Raw genomic sequence first — 23,241 nt, forward strand, 5'->3', positions numbered from 1 at the left:
GTTCGCAACCTGATGAACCTAAAAGGGCGTTTAAATATCTTACCTATGTTTGGGAATACCTCTGAGGCTCAGGCTTTTGGAGGAGATGTCCCTGGGAATCTTGCTCAAGAGAATCCAGCAGCCGTTGGAACAACGAGTCAGGCACAGGTGCCTTGAGGGCTCGGTTTATCTGTTGCTTGCGCCGGGCTGCTTGCAGACATTCCAGCCGCCGACAGACATAGGCAGAACGCCCCATACCCTCATCCAAAAGCACTTGGTGGGAATCAAATTGCCTGACCAGCCGCCACAGTTGTGAGCGAGGAAACAACTGGCGACACCCTACACAACGACGCAGCGGATCGGCACCCGGCAAAAGACTCTATCCTGCTGGTACACTACAAGCAAGCCCTATCTAGCCTACTCCAAATCTGGCGCCTGCGATCGCAGAAACTCAAAGAAATACTCCACCAACTGGGGATCCCGCCAACCCCTGTCTGTTTCTTCCCGCAAAATGTCTATAGCCTCTTGAGCAGTGAAAGCTCGCTTGTAAGGTCGCTCCGAGGTGAGGGCGTCGTAGATGTCGATGATCTGGAAGATACGGGCCACCAGAGGGATCTCTTCCCCCTTGAGGCCGTCGGGATAACCGCTGCCATCCCAACGCTCGTGGTGGTGACGGATGAGGGGCAACACCTCTTTCATGGTGCGTAGTGGGCGGCAGATTTGCTCCCCGATCAAGACATGGGATTTCATCACCTCCCACTCTTCCGGCGTATGCTTGCCTGTTTTACCCAAAATGGCATCGGGTATGCCCACTTTGCCGATGTCGTGCAGGTAACCTCCCCACATCAGCACCTTGATCAGGGGACGGGGCAGATGCAAAAACTCGCCGAAGCTCTTGGCCATTTGTGCCAGGCGCTCACAGTGATCCCCGGTGGTGGGATCCCGGCTTTCCACACTGCGGGCAATGGCGAACAGAACCTGAGCAGCATGATCCAAGTCTTCATTGAGGTGCTTTTGGCGAACGAGGGAACGCACCCGCGCCAACAATTCCGACTCGTCAAAGGGCTTGCTCAAGAAATCATCTGCCCCAGCTTCAATACCGCGCACGCGATTTTTGCGATCGCTGGCCGCTGTAATCAGCACCACCGGGATCAAACGCGTCTCGTCATTGGCTTTGATGCGTCGACAGACCTCGAACCCATCTAACCCCGGCATCATGACATCCAGCAAGATCAGATCCGGCTGGAAGGTTTTCAACATTTGCAGGGCTTGATTGCCGCTTTCGGCCTCGCTGACCCGGTAGCCAATGCTCTCCAGCAGATCCCCCAGCAGCAGGCGGCTGTTGGGCTGATCATCCACGACCAAAAGGTGACCAGCCTCAGCCTGATCCGCAAAAGGTGTGACAGGGATCCCAGCCGTTACGGGCATCTTGGGCATCTCGAGTTTGGCAAGTTGGGCGCAGGAGGAGCCGGTCACCGCACAATTCCAGTTGCAACACTTCTACAGTAATCCCATCAGAGAAAAAAGAGCATCAGGCTTTACACTGAGCTGCTCTAAGAAAGGGAAGGGGTTTTTCCCACCAATCCAGAACTTTGTGAGCACTTGTACAGAGCCTAGATATCCTGGAAGCCTCTTTCTGTTTAGTCTGATACAGATGCTTCGGAGAGTGGATGCCCCACCCAACTCCCCAGGCTCCCACGTCAGCGCACTTGGCCATTTCCACTGGCCGGTTAAGTACCGTTTTTAACCATCGGCTATTTGCTCACCTCTGCCCTGCTCAGTTCTCCTCCGGAATACACCTCGCAGGACTGTTCTCATTGTGGCTACCGGGTGAAGAAGACGCTGTCCACTCTCCCCAAAGAACTCCGTCCCGCTGACGCGAACGAAAGAGGGAACGCCTGGGGAGGTGAGCACCGCTGCCGTGGAGGCGAGACCTGATATGGTAAGTGCTGTCGCAGAACCAGGAACCAGAATCCCCTGCCTAAAGGCAGGGGAGTATGTCAAAAATCAGCACTCAAGCTAAAAAGCCACGCCCTCCGGCTGAGGCCAAGGTAGCCTGACAGTGGAACCAACCCTTTTCCCGGATTCTCTATGAAGCCGCTACGGACGTTCAAGGTCACTCCCTACTTGCCTGCTCCGCTGGAAAGTCTGCGCTTGCTGGCTTACAACCTGCATTTTAGTTGGAACGTGGAAACCCGCAGCCTATTCCGTCGCATGGATCCGGATCTGTGGGATGCCTGCAGCCACAACCCGGTGGCTTTTCTAGGTCGGATTCGGCAGGAACGGCTGGATGAGTTGGCGGAGGATCCCGGCTTTTTGGCCCAGTTGGAACGGGCCAGCCAACAACTGCAGAGCTACCTGCAGGAGGACACTTGGTATCGCAAGTATCGTTCGGCCCAAGCGGTGGAAGGGGAGTGCTACGCCTATTTTTCGGCAGAGTTTGGTTTGGCGGATTGTCTACCCCTCTACTCAGGCGGCTTGGGGGTTTTGGCCGGGGATCACCTCAAGGCGGCCAGCGACCTGGGCTTGCCCCTGGTGGGTGTGGGCTTGCTCTACCAAAAGGGGTATTTCCGCCAGTACCTCAACCCCGACGGCTGGCAGCAGGAACGCTACCCAATCAATGAATTTTTTAACATGCCCCTGGAGCTGCAAAAGGATGCGGAGGGCCGCGAAATTCGCATTGAGGTGGATTATCCCAACCGCAAGGTGTTCGCCCGCATTTGGAAGGTGACGGTGGGGAGGGTGCCCCTCTATCTTCTGGACACCAACATCGAGCCCAACAGCCAGTACGACCAAGACATCACCGATGAGCTGTACGGCGGCGACCAAGATCTGCGCATCCACCAGGAGATCATGCTGGGGATCGGCGGTGTGCGGGCCTTGCGGGCCCTTGGGATCCATCCCACCGTCTACCACATGAACGAAGGGCACTCGGCCTTTTTGGCGGTGGAGCGGATTCGCCTGTTGATGGTCGAGCAGGGGCTGAGCTTTGAAGAGGCTTGGCAAGTGGCCAAGTCCAGCCAGATGTTTACCACCCACACGCCGGTACCTGCCGGGATTGACTTGTTCCCGCCCGACAAGATCGATTACTACCTCGGCTTCTACTACAGCCAGATGGGCCTGAGCCGGGAGCGCTTTTTGGCTTTGGGACGGGAAAATACTGGCGACTTCCAATCTCCCTTCAGCATGGCAGTGCTGGCCATCAACATGGCCTCTTTTGTGAACGGTGTGAGCAAGCTGCATGGGGCGGTTTCCCGCAAGATGTTCAGCCGGCTGTGGCCTGGGATCCCGCTGGAAGAAGTGCCGATTACTTCCATCACCAACGGGGTACATGTCCGCACCTGGGTGGGGGAGGAGAACCAAGCCCTCTACGACCGCTACCTGGGGCCGGATTGGGCAGAGGCTCCTCCTTCGGATCCCCTCTGGCAAAAGGTGGATCGGATTCCGGATGGGGAATTGTGGCGGGCCCACGAGCGCAGCCGCTCCCGCCTGATTAACTTTACCCGCGAGCGCTTGATGGAACAGCTCCAGAAACGGGCTGCCTCAGCGGCTGAGATCCAACGGGCCTCTGAGGCCCTCAACCCGGAGGTGCTTACCATTGGGTTTGCCCGCCGCTTTGCCACCTACAAGCGGGCCACCCTTTTGTTCCACAACCTGGAACGGCTCAAGGCTTTGCTCAACCATCCTCAGTACCCGATGCAGTTTATCTTTGCCGGCAAGGCCCACCCCCGCGACATACCCGGCAAAGAGCTGATCCGCCAGATCGTGCAGGTGTCGCGGCAGCCGGAGTTTCGCCAGCACTTGGTTTTCATTGAGGACTACGACATGTATGTCACCAGCTTGATGGTGGCCGGGGTGGATGTGTGGCTGAACAACCCCTTGCGCCCCCGGGAGGCCAGCGGCACCAGTGGCATGAAGGCGGCAGCCAACGGTGGACAGAACCTCAGTATTTTGGACGGCTGGTGGGACGAGGCTGACTATTACCAGACCGGCTGGCCCATTGGCCGCGGTGAGGAGTATGAGGATCGCGCCTATCAAGATGAGGTGGAGTCGAATGCCCTCTACGACTTGCTGGAACAGGAGGTTGCCCCTCTCTTTTATCAGCGCGGCAGCGATGGCCTACCCCACCAGTGGATCCAGCGCATGAAGCAGGCGATTCGCCTCAATTGCCCCCAGTTCAGCACGCAGCGCATGGTGCTGGAGTACGTCCAGCGAGCCTACATTCCCCTGAGCAACTACTTCGACCGCATGCGCCGTGACCACTTTGAGTCGGCCCGCCAGTTCGTTCGTTGGCAGAGCCACTTGCAGGAGCACTGGTACAACATCCAAGTTCTCAACGTCCAAATTGAAACCCCGAAGAAAGCTCCCGCTGCTGGCCTTGCCTTGGCACAAGATGACCAGGTGGTGATGGCCAGGGATCCCCTCACCGTGACGGTGGAAGTGCGGCTGGGATCCCTGCGACCTCAGGATGTGATCGTGCAAGCTTACCAGGGGCCGGTCAATGATGAGGGCCAGATTCAGAAGGGACAGGCGACCCCCCTGCGCTATGTGGAGACGGTGGAGGATCGGGCCATCTTCTCCGGCCAGATTTGCTATGAGGCCAGCGGCTTGCAAGGGTTGGCCATCCGCCTGCTCCCCTTCCACCCCGACATGCACGATCCCTACGAGCTGCGGTTGATGCTTTGGGCCTAATGGGGATCCGGAGCACGCTCGCGTGAGCGGGCCAGGAGGGAGGGCAACCCAATCGGGCAGAATCGAAGAGAAATTGAAAAAACGGGATGCGTTGGTGACAGCGGTGCGGAGCAGTATGTTCAGAGCCCACGACTCTGCCGGCTTGCGCCTTTTGATTGCAGTTGCCCTGTTGCTGGGGAGCATGGCGAGTTGGCGGCAGGATCGCCTTTTGGCAGTGATGGGTCTGGCAGGTGCAGCGGCCATTTCTGCCTTCACCCGTCCTGCCATCTTGGCCTACAACCGTGGTCGAGAACGGTGGCTGAACCGGGATTTGCCGGGGGCTATTGAACAGCTCAGCTTGGCTCTGCAGCGGGATCCCTGCCTGACCAACGCCTACATTTTGCGGGGAGAAGCTTACTTTACCCTCGGCCAAGTGTCGCAAGCCCTGGAGGATTTCGGCCAGGCGATCCGGTTGGCCCCGCGGCGACCAGAACCCTATTTTTATCGCGGGCTGATTCGTCAATCTCAGGGGGATCTCCAGGGAGCAACGGCGGAGTTTGCTGAGCTGGTGCGCCTACACCCCAATGTCCCCCACCACCTCAGCTTGGCCAACCTGCTCGTGCAACAGGGATCCCTGCCTTTGGCCCTAGCCCATCTGGATGAAGCCATTCGCCTGGATCCCACCTCAGCGCTTGCCTATTCCCAGCGGGCCCGTTTGCACAGCTACCTGGGCAAATGGGAGGCGGCTTTGGCCGATTGGTCGCAGGCTATTGACTGGGATCCCAGCCCAGCCCATTACTATCAGCGGGGGGTGACCCATGCCTGTGGCGATCACTTTGAAGAGGCTATTGCCGATCTCAGCCGCAGCCTGGAGGCAGAACCCTGCCAGGCCACCGTTCTCTACCTCAGGGGCAATCTCTTCTATGAGCTGGGAGAGGTCAAAGCGGCTCTGGACGACTACGAGCGGGCCTTTCGCCTGGAAGCGGATATGAACCGCATTGACCTCTCTGACGAGTATGGCCTGTACGGACGAGGGCTGGCCTACTGGAATATGGGGGATAGGGCGACAGCTTTTTCGGATTTGCAGGCAGCTCTGCAGGTCAGCCGCCAACATCACAACCTGGCTTTGGAGCAGCGGGTGCGCCGGTCTCTGCTGCAACTGAGCGACCCCGATTGGGATCCCACGCAATCTGCCTAGCGGGATTTGACCCTATTCTTTGCAGGTGTCTCGCCTAACGCTGCAGCTCCACGACGTTGCCGCTGAGGTTCAGATCCCGAACCGCCTGCAGCCCCTGAAACCGTTTTCTGTTCCTGCAGCAGAGGGGGGCTGAGGCCAAAGCAGTAGCCGACATTGCGCACCGTGTGGATCAAGCTGGGCTGGCGCGGATCCCGTTCCAGCTTTTTGCGCAACGAGAGGATGTGGGTATCGACGGTGCGAGGGTTATCGGTGGAATCCGGCCACGCTCGCTCTAGTAGCTCTAGACGAGAGACGGGATCCCCATCCGCCTGCACCAGCACCATCAGCAGGCTAAACTCCTGAGGCGTGAGGTCGATCCCTTCCCCAGCCAAGGCGACGCGCCGTTGCACCAGGTCAATTTTGAGATCCCCGTACTGCAGAAAGGTAGGGGGGATATGACGCTGTCGCCGCCGAGCCAAGGCTAGAAGGTGGGCATCCAGCAGTTGCATACTAAAGGGCTTGGTGAGGTAATCGTCCGCTCCTGCTTCTAGGCCGGCGATAATGTCCGCTTCGGATCCCCGGTGGGAGAGTAGCAAAATCAGCAGATCGTACTGGCGATGGGCCCACCGGCACAATTGCAGCCCGCCGCGGTTGGACAGCTCCGCATCCAAAATCAGCAGGTGAATGGGCTGCTGTTGCAGCAGAGTCTTTGCTTGGCGAAGGGTCTCTGCTTCCCAAACTTGGTGTCCGGCCTGTTGCAAATGCCAACACAGCAAGCTGCGCAGATGAGGGTTGCCTTCTGCCAGCAAGATGTGCAAGGGTTGCATGGCTGTTCGGTTGGGATCCCGCCCACATCATAGTGCTCCGCACCGCTACCGCGACAGTGCTCCGCACCGCTACCGCGACAGTGCTCCGCACCGCTGACGCGACAGTGCTATGCCTCCGGCACCCTACCGGGAACCGCACCGCTGTCGTTGTAGATAGCGAGTCACCTTGGACTCCGTCCCGCTAGCGCGAACGGGCAATGCTGTTCGCCTTTGGCAGCGCGCGGCGTTATAGACTGACAATCTCTACCAAGACCAAGGTGCTCCGCACTGCTGACATGATGGCCGATTCTCTCCCCCCCATTTCCGAGCGCAAACAGGATCACCTGGACATTGTTCTGCAGCAGGATGTGGCTGCCAAAGGGATCCGCACCGGCTTTGAGCGGTTTTTCTTTGAGCACGTGGCGTTGCCGGAGCTGCTGTTGTCGGAGATCGACCTGAGCTGCGAGTTCTTGGGAAAACGCCTACAGGCACCCCTGCTCATCAGCAGCATGACGGGGGGAACAAAGGCTGCCCGTGAGTTGAACCGACAACTGGCCGCCGCCGCCCAACAGTTGGGCATTGCCATGGGGGTGGGATCCCAGCGGGCAGCTTTGGAACATCCAGAGCTGGCCCGGACTTACCAGGTGCGCCAAGTGGCCCCGAATATTCTGCTGCTGGCCAACCTGGGTGCCGTTCAGCTCAACTACGGCTATGGGTTGGAGCAGGCGCGACGGGCGGTGGAGATGATCGAGGCGGATGCGCTGATTCTGCACCTCAATCCTCTCCAGGAGGCGGTTCAGCCCCAAGGGGATCCCGACTGGCGTGGATTGTATGGCCGCATCGAACGGTTGGTGGCGCAGTTACCGGTGCCGGTGGTGGTGAAGGAAGTGGGCAATGGCCTCAGTGCCAAAGTAGCCCAGCAGCTGGCCGAATGCGGCGTGGCAGCCCTGGATGTGGCGGGGGCGGGCGGCACCAGTTGGAGCGAGGTGGAGGCCCATCGCCAAACAGATGCTCTCAAGAAACGCATCGCCCACAGCTTTAGGGATTGGGGGATCCCAACGGCTTTGTCCCTGCTGGAAATTCGTCGCCTGCTGCCGGACTTACCCCTGGTGGCCAGCGGCGGCATCCGCAATGGCATCGACGCGGCCAAAGCTATCCGTCTGGGAGCCGATGTGGTGGGTATGGCCGCCCCCGCTTTACACGCCGTCTCCCAAGGACAGATGCAGGCAGTGGTGGACACCTTTCGCGCCGTGATCGAGGAGCTACGTATTGCTGCCTTTTGCACCGGATCGGCCAACTTGGCCCGGCTGCGACAAGCTACTCTGCGGCGGCAGGATACCTGGGATCCCTTACCCTCGAAGGCTTCTCTCAATAGCCCAGGCGTCTCACCCTAACCTGAAACGACTACAAATGGGTTGAAATCAAATTCCCAGCACCTGCCACAAGCTGACCACCAGCACCAGCGCGCCCAGATGGTAGGGCCACTGCAGGCTTTGGCGGGCGATTTTGCCGGTGAGCGCCCAGGAGAGGAGCAAAGCCAAGAGCAGCGTGGATCCCTGGAGAAACCGGATCACCGCTGGGTGAGTCTGCCAGAGGATGGGAAGAGGGGATCCCGCCTGGGAGAAAGTTGCCCAGGTTACCGGCAGCACCTGACCTGCCTCTGTTAAAAATAGCGGCCAGTAGAAAGCCAAAGTTCCCCCCAAAACCAAAGGCAGATAGCCGTAGATCATCTCCGCAAACCGACGGGGCCGTGCCCCCTGGCCCAGCCTATGCCACAGCCAGGCCAAGCCCCAAGCTGCCAAGGGCACAAGGCTGGGAACACTCAAAGCCAGCAAAGCAGCCCCCAGATGGGGCCAAAACCCATTCAGATCCCAGCTCAGACCCCATTGCGCCATCTGTTCTGCCAACCGTGGCAGACAGTGTAGGTAAATGCCCCCCAACAGCAACAGCAGCAAGGCAATTTCGGCGGCGCGGGGCGTATGGGTAGTCCACAGCTCGATCCCGGGCGGGCGCAGGTTAAACTCCACCGAGCGATGGGGACAGGCTTTGAGGCAAGTCATGCAGAGCACGCAATCTTTGTTGTCTTGCAGTTGCGCCGGATGAGAATAGAGGGGGCAGCCTCCTGTCGCCATGCCTTCGCCCTTCTCCGGCCCACCCTTGTAGCACTGGTAGGTGGTGCACTCTGCCGAACAGGTGCCTTGCTGAGCCCGCAGCTCTGTCATCGAGAGCTTAGCGTAGAGACCGTTCATCCCCCCAATCGGACAGAGATAGCGACACCAAAAACGCCGCTCAAACACCAGCGAGCATACCACTGCCCCACCGGTAATCAGCAGCAGCAGCCACCCCGACAGGTAAGCCGTATTGGGCAGATCCCAGATCTCCTCCCACAGGAAAATCAGAGCAAACCCGGCAAACAGCGCCCAACCTCCCCAGCGCTCCGCCTGCTGTCGCGGCCATTTCCCCAACTGCCGCGGCCACATGCGTAAAGACAGCCTCTGAACCAATTCCCCGTAGATCATAAAGGGGCACACCGCACACCACACCCGTCCCAAGAAGGGAAACACCAGCAGCACCAGCGGCCACCACCAGGCCCAGAAAAGATTTAACCCCACGTTGTGGGCGCGATCCTGAGGCCCCCAGAACAAGAGAAACACCACCAGGGTATAGAGGGGCAACACCAAGCTGTAGTTGAGGCGATCCGGCCACCAAGGGCTGCGCAGAAAGCGACGCAAGCCGGGATAGGCGTTGAGCAGGTTCAGGCGAAACCGCTTGCCGCGAGGCTGGGACACCCAAAACACCTCTTCGCTGAGCACTCGTGCCCCTGCAGCCTGCACCACCGCCCGCTCGATCAAACTGCGCAGCTCCCGGGAGTTGCCGGGAAAGTCGTAGCTCTGTAAGCGGCGCAACGCTTCCGGAGAGAGCTTGGGCTTGGGGATCCCACGTCGGCGGCTGTAGAGGCTGAGAAAATAGTCGGCCATGGCTTTGATATCGGCCTTGCGCACTCGCAGCGGCGGCACTTTGACGGCCATCACCCAAGGATCAAGAGCGGGGATGGCCCGTTCCGACACCATCAGCAGGCGACAGCGACAGGGACGCTCCTCAACCGCATCCCCTTCCCCCCGCTGCACAGGCGTGTAGGATCCCGTCTCCAGCAGGCGCAGCAGCTTGGGCATCAGCTCGGCGGGCAGCTCTTGGATGTTGTTCAGCAGCAGCGTGCCCTCTCCCAGCCACTCCAATAACCCCGGCTTGCCCCCTGCCCGCCCGAACAAATCGGCACCACTGGCCTGCAGGGCGCTGCAATCCACCTTAATCATGGGCTGGCGCCGCCGCGGGGATCCAAAATGAATCAGGGCGGCGACGTTATCTTTTTCCAGTCCGGGTTCTCCGAAGATCAGCACCGGAGCAGAGCTGCGGGCCGCTTCTTTGATCTGCTGACGCAGGCGCACCGCGTAGCGGCTGGAGCCGACGATGCCTCGCTCCACCTTGGGCACCAAGTAGGGGCGCAAAGCCACCTGCCGTTCCTGCTCATAGCTGAGGCGGTCTTGCATCTCGGCCAAAGCCCCTGCCAACTCCCCAGACTGCTCAGTCACCCAGCGGCGCACAGCAGCAGCCGGGATCCAACCCCGGATCCCATCAGAAGCAGCCAGCAAATGGCGACGAAGGGGTTGCTCTGCCAGTACCTCCGCCAGATGCACCACCGAGCCGGGCAGCAGGCCGACCGGATCCTCAGAATGGGGATCCCGTTCTTCCCAGCGCCCTTCCAGCAAAATCTGGATCCCATCCGGCAGGGTTCCGGCCACCGCCAAAGTCTCCCCCTGGCGAAAAGGGTGCTCTTGCATTTGCTCGGCCAGAGGGGCCAAACTCTCCGGCGCCAAACTTTGAAACAAGGTCTGCTCTTTCAACCACTGGGCACGCTCAGTGGGGGTCATCTGCAGTGCCTCTGTTGGCTAAGGATGTCTAAGGATCCCTTAGCTGCATTATCCTGCCTCTTTTGGGCAGCTTCCGGCTTGTTGAGATCCTTATATCTGAACAACATCTGGACGGTCAAGGCAAGTGCAATTGTCGGCTAATCCGCACCATCGGCCCCAGTCCCAGTCCCGTTGGGTTCAAAGCCTGCATCTCAAACAAGGCCAGAATGTGGCGCACTTGCAGCTCTGGGCGCGTAGAATTCACCCCCATCGCCACCACCAAGCCGCAATAGCCACCCGTATCCCGGCAACGCCGCTCCCAGCGCTTGCGAGCCATGGAGTGAACGGGATCATCTTCGGGAAACTCTCCAAACAGGTGCAGATCGCGATTGCCCGTTTGCACAATTTCCAAGTCGTAGCGATCGCCATCGAAGGGATCCACCCCTGTGTTGAAACAAACGCCTTGCGGCCCACCTTCCCCACGCAAATTCTCGATGAGCTGCTTTGCTTTTGATCGAGAGGTGCGCACAATCACCACCGGCAGCCCTTCTCCATTTTTCACCAGCTTGCTTTGGGGGAGAGGATGCCATTGCCCCGTGCGCCGCAGCATTTCCACCGTTGTCCACGGCAAGACCCCCAGACCTATCTGCGCCCCTTCCGGCACCAAATCATCCCGCAGCAGGGTTTGTGCAGGTTCTTCCGCCTCCCCTTCCAGCTGCAGCAGCTCTTCGGCCACGTCCGGCAGGGTGCGCACCTGCACCGAAAGGGTTGTCCCCTTCTCTTGGGGATTGGGAATGCGGTACCGGCCTTGATAGGGTCGAAAGTCATCTTCCAGCTTGCGGTGGTACTGCTTGAAGAAGCGATGCAAGGCTTCCAAGGCCACCGATAAGGCCGCCGCCTCATCCTCCTGCAAAGTCACGCGCAAGCCTTCCAGGGGGTGAATGGTGCCGAAGTTCGGCTCAATTTCCTCGGGATCCAAATCTGCCAAGTCCAGATCCGGCAGTTCGTTGAGTTCAGGATTGCCAGCTTGGAAGGTGAGATAGAGACAATCTTGCCTGAGGAAAGCCTCCTCCATTTCTTCGGGAGTGGCCGGCTGGGCCGCATCCTGGCGAAACTGTTTAAGAGAGGGCAGCGAGCGATAAAAAAGCACCCCATACTCCATGCCCAACCGCCCCATCACCGAGACATAAAGGGTTTGGATGTCCCAGTGATCTAGGTCGATGGCCAAGATTTGGTGATCCTCTAGGTAATCCCAGGGAGCATCTCGCCAGAGGGTAAGGGCTTTGCCGGCCAGCAACTCAACATAGTGTTCCGGCAGAGGGGGAGGGATCCGCTCGTTGGCCTCTTCAAAGCTCTGCAGGATCTCGTCGATCAGAGGCAATTCCGGCTGGCATTCCACCTTGATGTCCAGCTCGTGCAGGATGCCGCGCAAGAAAAATTGCACCTCTCGATCCCGCACGATGATCTTCTGGGGACGAGCAGGTGAGGCAGCATGGGGCCGCTCCATGGCCACAATCAAGGTTCGCACCATCGGCTCAAAGCCAGAATCGGCGGGCACCACTTCCATGGCCCGTACCACGCCCTGAACGCCATCTACCCAAAGAATGCACTCCCCTTCCGTTTGGGATCCCACGGGTGGCGATCCTGAGAGCTTGTGACGATCCCCTTCCCACACGGAGGGCACCTGGGGCAGCTTTTGCAATCGACGAACCGTAGCGGCTGGGAGACCGGACATAGACATCCAAGGAGAATCAGGAGAACAACCCAATCGGCTGAGTAGGTATGCCAAACTGAGCAGGGATCGGCCTTGGCCTCCTGTCAACAAGACCCAGGGATCCCGCTAATGCCAATCTAACCACCAGTGTAGAAGCTGAGTTCGGCTTCAGCGAGAGGAGACAGCAGAGCCAAGTTCCATGGCACCAGAAGCTGATGGTCAGATTCGAACTGACGACCGCTCGATTACAAGTCGAGTGCTCTACCAACTGAGCTACACCAGCAATTTCTGCTCACCGATTCTAGCATTTGTCCCCTGCGAACTGAGGCTCGCAGGGAAGGACGCCCAGCCGACTTCACGAGTCAGCTACTGCCGATCCACTGCCGGGCGAGCAATGGGAGCCAGGTAGATCACCAAAGCCCCTGCCAGAAACCCCAAGACGTTGCGCAACACCGGGATCCAATCCTGAGTACGTGTGACCACCGGGCCGATACCGAAAGCCCCGAACAAAATGAACCACAGGGGAGAAATGAGCAAGGCCCAACGCCAGTTAAACAGCTCCTCCGCATGGCGGGGCTTGCCGGCAAACCCAAGGACAATCCCCCCCAAAATCGAGGTCACCAGCGTCAGGATCCACTGCTCTTGAGGCAGGCCGGGCACCACACGGCAGCCCCCCTGATGAAAGCAGCGATCCAAGACATCAACGGTCTCTAAGATGGCGCGGTGGGTGCCGTGCTCCCGCACATAGAATTGGTTGCCAAAGCGAGATTGCAGCTCAATCCAAAAGGTACGTGGCAAGATCTCGCGCACAGCATCCCCCACATTAAACGCCAGTAAGTTGCCCCCCCTGGGATCCGCCACCATCAGAACGCTGCGCTCATTCAAGCCCCAGTATTCCTTCACCTGACGACCCGGTGTTTGGTCGAACTGAGTCAGCACCCGCAGCTTCCAGCCGGTGTCTTGCTCTAACTTGTTCAGATGCTGGGCCAGTTGAGCTTCCTGATTGCTGGTCAACTGATCCGCTAAGTCCAAGACCGGCACAGGCGGCTGGGGCAACTCCATCGGCACCACCGGCAGGGCAGGTTGCGCCCAGGTCAGGGATCCCCCGCCCACCGCAATCAACAGCCCAAGGCAAAAGCCCACCCCAACGCGGAGTATCCGCTGCCACTCGATGCTCATGCTGATCCCTCTCCTAGCTTTGACGCTGAGATACTGAGAAATGATGTTAAGAAATGTTTCAATTTCTTATAGATCTATCATGCACCGGAACAAGACGTTTGGCCAGAGGGATCCCGGGGAAGGAGCGGTGACAGGGGCAGTGCCTATATCAAGCTGGGGCTGAAGGTGCCGGCAGGGTCAAATTGCTGCTTCAGCTTGCGCATTAGGCTGGCAACCGGGCCAAAGTCATGGGCAAGAGCCCTCTTCAGAGCTGGCGGAGCCTCCAGAAGCAGGAGAAATCCGCCTGCGGACTTGAGGTAGCGTTGCAGTTGCATTAGGGATCCCACTTCTGGCTGAACCAGCCAAGCCCGTCCTAGCCCACAGCCTCGGTGCAGTTGCACCTGAGCTCCAGGAAACAGGGTTTGAAACTGCTCCAGTGTTGCCAAGCTCTGACTGGGCAGGCACCCGAACTTGGCCAGCACTGCTCCTGAGCCGGGTTGAGGCAGGGACAGAGAGCCGGGATTCACTTCCTGCAAAGTCAGCCCTGCAGGGGCCAGCCGCCGCGTTTGGGCCATCTGTTGGGCGATTGCTCGCTCCGATCCATGAAAGCTGAGCCAAACCTGGGATCCCTCTGCCCTCAGCCAGAGATCCACCCCCACAGGGTTAACGGGGCCGGTCAGCACCTGCCGACACAAAACCTCCAGCTCCGGCAGGGATCCTGTAGCCAGCAAAGCAGACTGAGCTGCCGGCAAGGGGTAAAGCCGCAGGCTCACCTGGGTCAAAATTCCCAAGCTGCCCAGGGATCCAGTGAACAGCTTCATCAGGTCATAGCCGGCAACATTCTTGACAACCCGCCCGCCCGCTTTGGCTACCTCCCCATCCGCCCGCACCCAGGTCATGCCCAGTAGCAAGTCGCGGATCCCACCGTAACGCCAGCGCAGAGAACCTGTATCGGCAGTGGCAATAATGCCCCCCAGGGTAGCCCGATCCGGATAGAGGGGATCCACCGGCCACCATTGCCCTCGCTCCGCCAAAATGGGTTGCAGTTCCGCCAAAGTCATGCCAGCTTCCACCGTGACGGTGAGATCAGCAGCCGCATGGTCGATGAGCCGGCGTAAGCCGCGCGTGCTGAGAACCAAATCCACCGGCTCCACAGAGTGGGCCCAGCCCCACTTGCTCCCCTGCCCCAGCGGCAGCACTTTCCGCCCTTGGCACTCCTTTAAGATTCCGGCCAATTCCGAGACCGTTGATGGAGTCTGGATCGGCAAGGGATCCCCTGGATCAGATAGCAAGGTCGCCAGTGAATGGGGAGAAGACATTGGGGAAAGCGAAGCAGAGATTAAACAGAAGCAGAGATTAAAGAGAGAAAACCTGTCCAAACCAGCCCAATTGCGGGGTTATCCCACCCTACCTCAGTCTACAGCCAGCAAAAATCTCAGCTTGGAGAGATGACCCTCAACCAGAGCCAGCCTTCAATGTGGTACCGCCCTTACACAGGTCTGCCGAAAATCTCGGAACCAAAGCTCCGCCTCGTCACTGCTCACCCTGAAAGATCCTAAAGATCCTGAAGAGATCCATAAGCCTGCAGGGTTTCTCTCTCCCGCAGACTACTATCTGATACTAGTGGAGAAGCCGTGCGCAGCGAAGCAGACTCTACAATCGGAAAACTTTGTAAACTCCGTAAACAATGCAAACAAAAATAAAAAACGGCAACAGTAAAAAACGACGGATTAAGTTGAGCAAGGTAGTTTGCAGACGCTGTGAGCAGATTATCTGCTAGGATGGACGCTCTTTGTATTGGGGAAAAGCAGTCGTGAGTGCGCTGAGCAACATCATCTTGGTGGCTATGGGGATCCTCCTGACCCTTGCCAGCCTTTGGTACGGGCAAAACCACCATCTGCTTCCCGAATCTGCTGCCGAATCAGCCCCCTTGTTCGACAGCCTCTTTAACAGCACCATAACCATTGCCACAGGGATCTTTTTGGTGGTACAGGGAGTGCTTCTCTACTGTATTGTCCGCTACCGCAAGCGACGGAGTGACCAAGGCGACGGGGATCCCAGTCACGGCAACGTGCTGTTGGAGATCGTGTGGACGGCGGTGCCGGCGGTGATCATTCTTTGGTTAGGCTTGGCCAGCTTGGATGTTTACCAGGCCATCTACGGGGGTGCTGATGTCGGCGGGCACATCCACGCAGCCATGGCGATGGAGTCTTCCCACGAAGCTGAGGCGGGGGATCCCGGCTACGCTTATACCCCTGTAGTGCTACCCGGGAAGGAAATGGGCCAGCCGGATCTGGTCGTTCAAGTTCAGGGCATGCAATATGCTTGGATGTTCACCTACCCGGATTCCGGCCTGGTGGCCAGCGAGCTGCACCTTCCTCTGAACAAGCGGGTGCGCTTGGATATGACGGCTCTGGATGTGAACCATGCCTTCTGGGTGCCGCAGTTTCGCCTCAAGCAGGATGTGATCCCGGGCCGAGAGACCCACCTGGAGTTTGTGCCCACTCAACTGGGGCAGTACCCCATCATCTGCGCAGAGCTGTGCGGCCCCTATCATGGGGTGATGGCAGGGCAATTGTTTGTGGATACGCCGGAAGACTTCGAGCGCTGGCAGCAGGAGCAAGTTTTGGCCGCCCGTGGCGAGGGCAGCACCTTGGCCCTCGTTTCAGATTTCTCGCCAGTCCATCCCTCTCCTCGGCCAGGCTCCCCTGAGGCCGAGTCTGCCTTTGCCCATGTCCACCACCAGCGTTTGGGCGTCTCCCCCTCAGATTTGAAGTCTCTCCAGTCCCATTCTGGATCCCTTCCTTCCGCAGGCTAGCTGGGATCCCCAACATCCCTTTGGCCTGCGCTTTTGAGAACACCATTCCGCCGACGCGACACGGGAGCTTTTTGGCAATGACCCAGCTACAAGACAATCCGAGACTTGTTACTGCACCGAAGGTTGAACTGGAACTTCCTGCTGAGCCTTGGTGGCGCTTCTTTACCTTCTCCACCGATCACAAGGTCATCGGGATCCAGTACTTGGTGACCACCTTTTTCTTCTACTTAGTGGGAGGGGCGCTGGCGACGGCAGTACGGGCAGAGCTGGCTACTCCAGAGGCCGATTTTCTCGGCTTTGAGCGGTACAACGGTGCCTTTACCCTGCACGCCACGATCATGATCTTTTTGTGGATCGTGCCTGCTTTGGTGGGGGGCTTTGGCAACTACCTGGTACCGCTGATGATCGGGGCGCGGGATATGGCCTTTCCCAAGCTGAATGCAGTGGCCTTTTGGCTGGTTCCGCCCACAGGGATCCTGCTTTTGGCCAGCCTGTTCATAGAGGCTCCGGCTGCCGGCTGGACTTCCTACCCCCCCCTCAGCTTGCTCAGCGGCAAGGTGGGGGAAGAACTCTGGATCCTGAGCATTTTGTTGGCAGGAACCTCTTCCATCCTGGCGGCGGTTAACTTCATCACCACCATTCTGAAGATGCGCATGCCCGGCATGAAGATGGAAGACATGCCCCTGTTTTGTTGGGCCATGCTGGCAGCCTCTGTTCTCACCCTCATTGCAACACCGGTTTTGGCCGGTGCATTGATTTTGCTTAGCTTTGACCTCTTGGCAGGCACGGCCTTTTTTAACCCCAGCGGCGGCGGGGATCCGGTGGTGTACCAGCACATGTTCTGGTTCTACTCCCACCCGGCGGTGTACATCATGATCTTGCCGGTCTTTGGCATGATCTCGGAGATTTTGCCGGTGCATGCCCGCAAGCCCATCTTTGCCTACAAGGCCATCGCCTACTCCAGCTTGGCCATCTGCTTTTTGGGGTTGATCGTCTGGGCTCACCACATGTTCACTAGTGGCACCCCTGACTGGATGCGGGTGTTCTTCATGATCGCCACCATGGCCATTGCCGTTCCCACTGGGATCAAGGTGTTTAGCTGGCTGGCCACTTTGTGGGGCGGCAAAATCCACTTCCGCTCGGCCATGCTGTTTGGCATGGGTTTTGTCTCGATGTTTGTGATCGGCGGCTTGAGCGGGATTATCCTCGCCTCGGTGCCTCTGGATATCCACGTTCACGACACCTACTTTGTGGTGGCCCACCTACACTACGTGTTGTTTGGCGGCAGCGTCTTTGGGATCTATGCCGGCATCTACCACTGGTTCCCCAAGATGACGGGGCGGCTGCTGAACGAGTTTTGGGGACGGGTGCACTTTGTGTTGACCTTTGTCGGCTTTAACATGTGCTTCTTGCCGATGCACAAGCTGGGCCTGATGGGGATGCCCCGCCGGGTGGCCCAGTACGATCCCCAATTTGCCGACCTCAACTGGATCAGCTCGGTGGGGGCCTTTGTTCTGGCCATTTCCACCCTGCCCTTTTTGGTTAACGCCATCTACTCCTGGGTGGCCGGGCCAAAAGCTGGGGATAATCCTTGGCAGGCCCTGACACTGGAGTGGACAACTTCTTCTCCCCCGCCCCATCACAACTTCTATGGGGATCCCATTCTGCTAACTGGCCCCTACGACTACGGCTTGCACAGCAAAGAGACGCTGGACTACTTTGCTGCTCAGTTGCAGAGCGTGCGGGAGCTGGCACTGGCGGAAGCGGAGCCTACTTCTTCTTAGCAGGCCGGATGCCCGGTGGGCGGCTGATCCCCTGCTCACTGGGTATTCCAGTCTTGGCTGGGCTGCTTGTACAGCCTCAAGAAGTCTCAGGAATTCAGGAATTTAGGTGGAAAGGAATATGCAAGGATCCCTTGCCTCTGAAACGCTGATGGTTGGCCACTCAAGGGCCCACACTGCCCATGCTGAGCACCCAGATCATCGCGTCTTTGGCATCTTGATGTTTTTGGTGGCAGAAGGCTGTCTTTTCCTAGGGCTGTTCATGGCCTACCTGGCCTATAGCCTCACCGCCCCGGTGTGGCCGCCGGAGGGAACCCCAGAGCGGGAATTGCTTTTGCCTGGGATCAACACGGTGATTTTGCTCTCCAGCAGCTTCGTCATTCACAAAGCTGGGTCGGCCATCAAGGCCGATGATGTCAGGGGTCTGCGGCTGTGGTTTGCCCTCACAGCGCTGATGGGGGCGGTTTTCCTGGCAGGGCAACTCTATGAGTACAGCAACCTGGAGTTTGGCCTCACCACCAATTTGTTTGCCAGCACCTTCTATGTTTTAACGGGGTTTCATGGTCTCCACGTGATGGCAGGGTTGCTGTTTATTCTGGCGGTGCTCTGGCGCTCCTTTAAACCCGGCCACTACAGCGCTCAACATCATTTTGGCGTCGAAGCTGCTGAGATCTACTGGCACTTTGTGGATGGGGTTTGGATCGTGTTGTTTATCTTGCTCTATTTGCTCTGAGGTTGTCTCGAAGCCATTTTGGCAGCAACCCGTAGAGCCATTTCAGCTCTGCCCCATGGTTACCTCAAGTGGCAGTGGAGCGGCTCGCTGGGCCAATGGTTCCCCTCTCCCCAAGAAGAGCGGCGGCTGAGGTCTGAGAGCGGCTGCGGGAAGATGAGCCTTTCTGGAGAAAGGCCACAATCTGGATCAGCGCCTCTTGAAACACCTCTCGCTCTGGCTGACCTTGCTTGAGCTGGTATTCCAGTTGCAAAAGTTGCTGCATCACCCTCAGCAGAGCTGAGCTTTCCAGGGATCCCACCTCTTTTTGCAGAAAGTAAACCCGATTGGGATTCCCGATTTCTGCTTTCTGGGCGATGACCTTGGGATCCCGTTCTCCCTGATCCAGCAGCAGCCGCACCCATAGCCAGGTGCGAAATTGGCCCACCAACACCGCCAGAACCTTCAGAGCCGGCTCGTTTTGATCCAGAAGATGGGTCAAGATGTGCAGGGCTTGCTCTAGGTTTCCTTTGCGCAGGGATCCCGCCAATTGAAAGCTGTTGTAGGCGCTGGCGGGAACTAACGCCTCGACTTGTTCAGGAGAAATGGGATCCTGTTGACCTGCCGTAAACAGGGCCAGCTTTTCCAATTCCATCGCCAAGCGACGGGAGTCATTGCCCACCGCCTCGGCCAATTTCTGGGCGGCTGCCGGGCTGAGGGCCAGATCCCGTTGTTCAGCTTCCCGCTGCACCTGCTGGAGAATGCCCTCCTCATCCCAAGGGGCCAGTTGCGAAAACTCGCGGACAATGGCCGTTTTTTTGAGGATTTTGGTGGATTTCAGGCGCCCATCCGGTTTGCTGCTGGTGGTCAAGAGCAGATGGGTGGTAGGGGGTAACTGGGCCAAGGTTCGCTCCACTTCTTCCCACAGATCTTCCGAGCAATGGTGGGTGAGCGTCGTCTCTTCCAGCCAAACCAAGCGGGCGGTGGATCCCAGCGGCGGGGTCATGGCTTGGTTGAGCCCGGCAATCGTGGATTCCGGCGGCAGGCGATCGTAGTTAAAAGCTGCCCAGTGGGGATCCAGCACTTGATCCCGCAACTGCTGTACCGCCTGCATCAGGCGATAGGTATCATCCCCCCAGTACAGGTAAACGGGCACGCTTCGACCGATTGATCCCCAATCTCCCAGCGGAGATCTCCATTTATTCACAATCTACTCAATAGCCAAATGCAGCCATGGCACGGGATCCACCGAATGGTTGTGGACAAATAGCCCCCAATGCAAGTGGGGCCCCGTAGCCGTTCCCGTAGCCCCAATGGCCCCAACCGGCTGGCCGGCTTCCACCCACTCTCCCTCTCGCACATCGATGCGGCTCAAATGCAGCAACAAGCTGGTCACTCCTTGGCCGTGATCGATGCCGATGGTATTCCCGTGAACGCGAAAGCCTTCCGATTCGTAGCCCACCAGCCTAACCCAACCGGCTGCGGGAGCCACCACCACTGCCCCCACAGGGCCTGCATAGTCAATACCGCGATGATAATAATCTTCCGCAAACTGGCCGTTGTAGTAGCGGCGCACCCCAAACGCAGTGGTAACCGGGCCTTGGGCTGGACGGTGAAAATACCCTTGCCAGTACTTCTCCGGGCTGATGTGCTGCCGAAAAGCCTCTACCTTAGTCCATTCCACCTCTGTGGCCCAGACGCTGGCCCCCGCCGGTAGGCGAATCCTTTGAACGGGGAACTCTCGCGGTTGCAAAGACAGTTGCAAGGGAGGTGGGATGGCATCTTGGATAAACCCTTGGATCTGAATCTGGCGAGCTCCAGGAGCATCCAAAGGGGTAGTGGGGATCAACGCCCGCCAACGGTTGGCCGCTATCTGGAAAGCTGGGTAGTGGGCTTGTGTGCCATCGGGATGGATTAGGCTGACCCTAGGCCAATCCCCAAGCAAAGTTTCCGGTGCGGCTGTGATTTGCACAGAAACGGTGTACCCCAAAGGGGGATCGGGAGGGCTCACCTGCACCTGGAGAGTACTGGCCTCAGCAGAGAGCGCTCCCAGACAGATCCCACAGCCCAAGCCCAAGATGATCTTTATCTCGGATCTTTGTCTCGACATTCATCCTCACCCCTTCCCACCTCATCCGTATTTTCCCCATACTTCATTTTGCGTAAGCCAGCTCACCTTGTCTAAGCGATTTGGCTGGGATCCCTGCTCAACTTGGTGGAGGGAGTCAGTCCAAGTGAAGATACCGAGCCCAGCTTGACTCAAGTTGTTTAAGAATAGGTCAAGTACTCGCCCTGTCTGGCGAAAACAAAGGCATCTTTACATAACTTTCATAATCCAGAAGTCTCCGCAGCTCAAAAAGTTCTGTATTCCCACTGAAGAGGTTTCGTAGACCTTCTCCTACAGTTGAATTAGGAGCAGAGACTGCAGGGTTAAAGATTATGGATGGCATTGGCGAGTTTGAGTTTAAGGTGCAAATCTTAGCCCGTTGCATGGGATCCGCCCTGGGTCTGGGCCGTCCTACTCGTATTCAGATTCACTATTCCAACTCCAATTCCCAGAACGCAGTTAGAGCCAAGGAAGGTTGGTCTGGATCCCGCTTAGGCGATCAAATCCCTTCTCCTAATGCCGAAGGTGAAAGAGGATCTCAAGGTCAAGTGTTAGCCTGTGTTGCCTGAAGAATCTTTTGAGAATCGGTCTGTGGTAGGTCAGGAGATCTTCGATTGCGGCAATCCAACATTTGATTGAAGATTGAGATAGAGCTTTTTGTAGTTTTTCCTGCTGTTCTTCTTTGCTTTTTACAGAGACTTGTTCTTAAGATTGAAAACCCAACTTTGATAACTCTTCGATGCCTTTTCTTGTAGAGTCTTGTGAGTCAGCCGGTTCTTTGTTTTTGTTGAGGGGTACTTTGTCCGGCTGGCGCGATAAGAAGTTGCGCTCTTCTTCGTTGTCTCTTTGCCTCTGGGGATATAAGCTAGAACTTCGTCCCACCGACGCAATCGGAAGGTGACTTGGGGCGTATGAACTTGTGCCCAACAGGCTCCGGAGGGTTATGGAACGAGCAACGCAACGGTGGCACGGTTTTCTGCTGCGCGATTTTCCCATCAAGGCTTGGTGGCAGGGAAGCCTTTTGGGTCGTCTATTGGGATCCCTGCAGAGTTGGGGGAAAAGCAGCGTATTGGTGCAGACTTCCGACCGCATCGGCCTGGGGCTGGTACTGCTTTACTGGGTTTTCTCTGCGCAAAGCTCCACCGGCATCCTGGGCCTGATTTTGCTGGCTATGGCCGCTCTGGTGGGCCTGGGCACTTTGGTGGAAACGCCGATTGGGCTGCCGCTGCATCTGCCCCTGGTCCTTTTCTGGGGAATTGCCACCTTGGCGACGATTCTCTCTCCGGTTCCCTACGCAGCGCGGGATGGCTGGCTGAAGTTGACTCTCTACCTGGCTGGTTATCTGTTGTTGCATCGTCTGCTGCGCAAACCCCAATTCCGAGATGGGATTGTGGGATCCCTGCTTTTGGTCAGCTTGGTGATGGGGGTCTACGGCCTGCGGCAATACTTTTATGGGGCAGCAGAACTGGCCACCTGGGTGGATCCGGAGTCGGGCTTGGCAGGTCTGACGCGGGTGTACAGCTATCTGCGCAACCCAAATCTGTACGGGGGCTACTTGATCCCGGTCATTCCCCTGGGGCTGGCCGCCACTTGGATTTGGCCCAGTTGGGGAGCGAAACTCCTGGCCGGGTTTACGACGGCGGTGAACCTGATTTGCCTGTTGCTCACCTACAGTCGCGGTGCCTGGATTGGGGGGCTGGCTATGCTGACCCTGATGGCCGTGTTGTTGGCGCAGTGGCACTCTATCGATTTGCCGGCTCGTTGGCGGCGTTGGGCCTTGCCGGTTCTGTTGAGTGGAGGGGGGGCCGCTTTGTTGCTCGGAATCCTGACGGTACGCCCTCTGCGGCTGCGGGTGCAGAGCCTTTTTTGGGGGCGGCTAGACACCAGCAACAACTTTCGGATCAACGTCTGGGCGGCGGTCTTGGACATGATCCGCGACTTTCCCATCTTGGGGATCGGCCCCGGCAATGTCGCCTTTAACCGCGTCTACCCCCTTTACCAACGAGGCAACTTCAGCGCCCTCGGAGCCTATTCGGTGCCTCTGCAGCTCACCGTGGAGACTGGCTTCATCGGCTCCTTAACTTTCGCCTGGTTCCTCTTGGTGCTCTGGGATCACGGCTGGAGATGCTGGAAAACTTTGCTCAACTTGCGGGATCCGCAGGGTCTATGGGTGGCAGCAGGCTTGGCCGCTTGCACCGGCATGATGGCCCACGGCTTGGTGGATACCATCTGGTATCGTCCCCAGGTACAAATGCTGTGGTGGCTTGCGGTAGCGCTTATTACAGCCAGCTTGGCCTCTCTCAGCCCTCAGCCGCTTACAGATGCTGGTGAGACGCCAGTGGGGACTTCCTCCCGTTAAGGTAGCTTAAGCTTGGCCTTCCGGTCTTGACGGGAGCAAATCCAGAGTGGTAAG

The 23,241-nt window shown here is 58.1% G+C and carries 16 protein-coding genes and 1 tRNA gene; 7 read left to right on the forward strand and 10 right to left on the reverse strand.

Going from position 1 to position 23,241, the window contains the following annotated elements:
- Positions 1-43: 43 nt before the first annotated feature.
- Both NW838_RS14635 and NW838_RS14640 read right to left on the reverse strand, forming a co-directional pair.
- On the reverse strand, positions 44-352 hold the full coding sequence (locus NW838_RS14635; protein ID WP_414428287.1) for a YlxR family protein: 309 nt from the start codon (positions 350-352) through the stop codon (positions 44-46).
- 44 nt (positions 353-396) lie between these two features.
- On the reverse strand, positions 397-1,407 hold the full coding sequence (locus NW838_RS14640) for an HD domain-containing phosphohydrolase (RefSeq protein WP_414356266.1): 1,011 nt from the start codon (positions 1,405-1,407) through the stop codon (positions 397-399).
- Positions 1,408-2,070: 663 nt separating this feature from the next.
- On the opposite strand from NW838_RS14640, the gene glgP reads away from it, so the two are divergent.
- Together glgP and NW838_RS14650 are read left to right on the forward strand one after the other, a co-directional pair.
- Entirely contained in the window at positions 2,071-4,671 is a 2,601-nt protein-coding gene (glgP, locus tag NW838_RS14645) for an alpha-glucan family phosphorylase (RefSeq protein ID WP_414428288.1), read from the forward strand.
- Positions 4,672-4,786: 115 nt separating this feature from the next.
- Positions 4,787-5,848: a tetratricopeptide repeat protein gene (locus tag NW838_RS14650; protein WP_414356269.1), complete on the forward strand. Its 1,062-nt coding sequence runs from the start codon at positions 4,787-4,789 to the stop codon at positions 5,846-5,848.
- On the opposite strand, the gene NW838_RS14655 is transcribed toward NW838_RS14650, so the two are convergent.
- Positions 5,845-6,654, reverse strand: a complete 810-nt coding sequence (locus tag NW838_RS14655; RefSeq protein WP_414428289.1) for a response regulator transcription factor — start codon at positions 6,652-6,654, stop codon at positions 5,845-5,847. The two genes, NW838_RS14650 and NW838_RS14655, sit on opposite strands and share 4 nt — an antisense overlap.
- A gap of 275 nt (positions 6,655-6,929) precedes the next feature.
- On the opposite strand from NW838_RS14655, the gene fni reads away from it, so the two are divergent.
- A complete protein-coding gene (gene fni, locus NW838_RS14660; RefSeq protein ID WP_414428290.1) occupies positions 6,930-8,027 on the forward strand; it encodes a type 2 isopentenyl-diphosphate Delta-isomerase in 1,098 nt (365 codons plus the stop codon).
- Between the two features lie 27 nt (positions 8,028-8,054).
- Here fni and NW838_RS14665 read toward each other — a convergent pair whose 3' ends face one another.
- The 5 genes from NW838_RS14665 to NW838_RS14685 all read right to left on the reverse strand — a co-directional run bounded on the left by NW838_RS14665 (position 8,055) and on the right by NW838_RS14685 (position 14,705).
- On the reverse strand, positions 8,055-10,562 hold the full coding sequence (locus tag NW838_RS14665; protein WP_414358180.1) for a sigma 54-interacting transcriptional regulator: 2,508 nt from the start codon (positions 10,560-10,562) through the stop codon (positions 8,055-8,057).
- Between the two features lie 115 nt (positions 10,563-10,677).
- Positions 10,678-12,276, reverse strand: a complete 1,599-nt coding sequence (locus NW838_RS14670; RefSeq protein WP_414428291.1) for a DUF6930 domain-containing protein — start codon at positions 12,274-12,276, stop codon at positions 10,678-10,680.
- 189 nt (positions 12,277-12,465) lie between these two features.
- Positions 12,466-12,538 (reverse strand) — tRNA-Thr (locus NW838_RS14675).
- Positions 12,539-12,621: 83 nt separating this feature from the next.
- Positions 12,622-13,317, reverse strand: coding sequence for a TPM domain-containing protein (locus NW838_RS14680; RefSeq protein ID WP_414358189.1), 696 nt, complete (start codon positions 13,315-13,317; stop codon positions 12,622-12,624).
- Between the two features lie 260 nt (positions 13,318-13,577).
- Entirely contained in the window at positions 13,578-14,705 is a 1,128-nt protein-coding gene (locus tag NW838_RS14685) for an FAD-binding oxidoreductase (protein WP_414428292.1), read from the reverse strand.
- 521 nt (positions 14,706-15,226) lie between these two features.
- Here NW838_RS14685 and NW838_RS14690 point away from each other — a divergent pair.
- From NW838_RS14690 to NW838_RS14700, 3 genes are all read left to right on the forward strand, one after another.
- Complete coding sequence (locus NW838_RS14690) at positions 15,227-16,231, forward strand: cytochrome c oxidase subunit II (protein WP_414428293.1); 1,005 nt, start codon at positions 15,227-15,229, stop codon at positions 16,229-16,231.
- Between the two features lie 77 nt (positions 16,232-16,308).
- Positions 16,309-18,015, forward strand: a complete 1,707-nt coding sequence (ctaD, locus tag NW838_RS14695; RefSeq protein ID WP_414357141.1) for a cytochrome c oxidase subunit I — start codon at positions 16,309-16,311, stop codon at positions 18,013-18,015.
- 118 nt (positions 18,016-18,133) lie between these two features.
- Entirely contained in the window at positions 18,134-18,745 is a 612-nt protein-coding gene (locus NW838_RS14700) for a heme-copper oxidase subunit III (RefSeq protein WP_011434242.1), read from the forward strand.
- A gap of 64 nt (positions 18,746-18,809) precedes the next feature.
- Here NW838_RS14700 and holA read toward each other — a convergent pair whose 3' ends face one another.
- A complete protein-coding gene (gene holA / locus NW838_RS14705) occupies positions 18,810-19,877 on the reverse strand; it encodes a DNA polymerase III subunit delta (RefSeq protein ID WP_414357144.1) in 1,068 nt (355 codons plus the stop codon).
- 54 nt (positions 19,878-19,931) lie between these two features.
- Positions 19,932-20,831, reverse strand: coding sequence for a M23 family metallopeptidase (locus NW838_RS14710; RefSeq protein WP_414357146.1), 900 nt, complete (start codon positions 20,829-20,831; stop codon positions 19,932-19,934).
- Positions 20,832-21,771: 940 nt separating this feature from the next.
- Here NW838_RS14710 and NW838_RS14715 point away from each other — a divergent pair.
- Entirely contained in the window at positions 21,772-23,187 is a 1,416-nt protein-coding gene (locus NW838_RS14715; protein ID WP_414357149.1) for an IctB family putative bicarbonate transporter, read from the forward strand.
- Positions 23,188-23,241: the final 54 nt, after the last annotated feature.

Source organism: Synechococcus sp. R55.2, assembly GCF_047462075.1.
Taxonomy (GTDB): Bacteria; Cyanobacteriota; Cyanobacteriia; order Thermostichales; family Thermostichaceae; genus Thermostichus.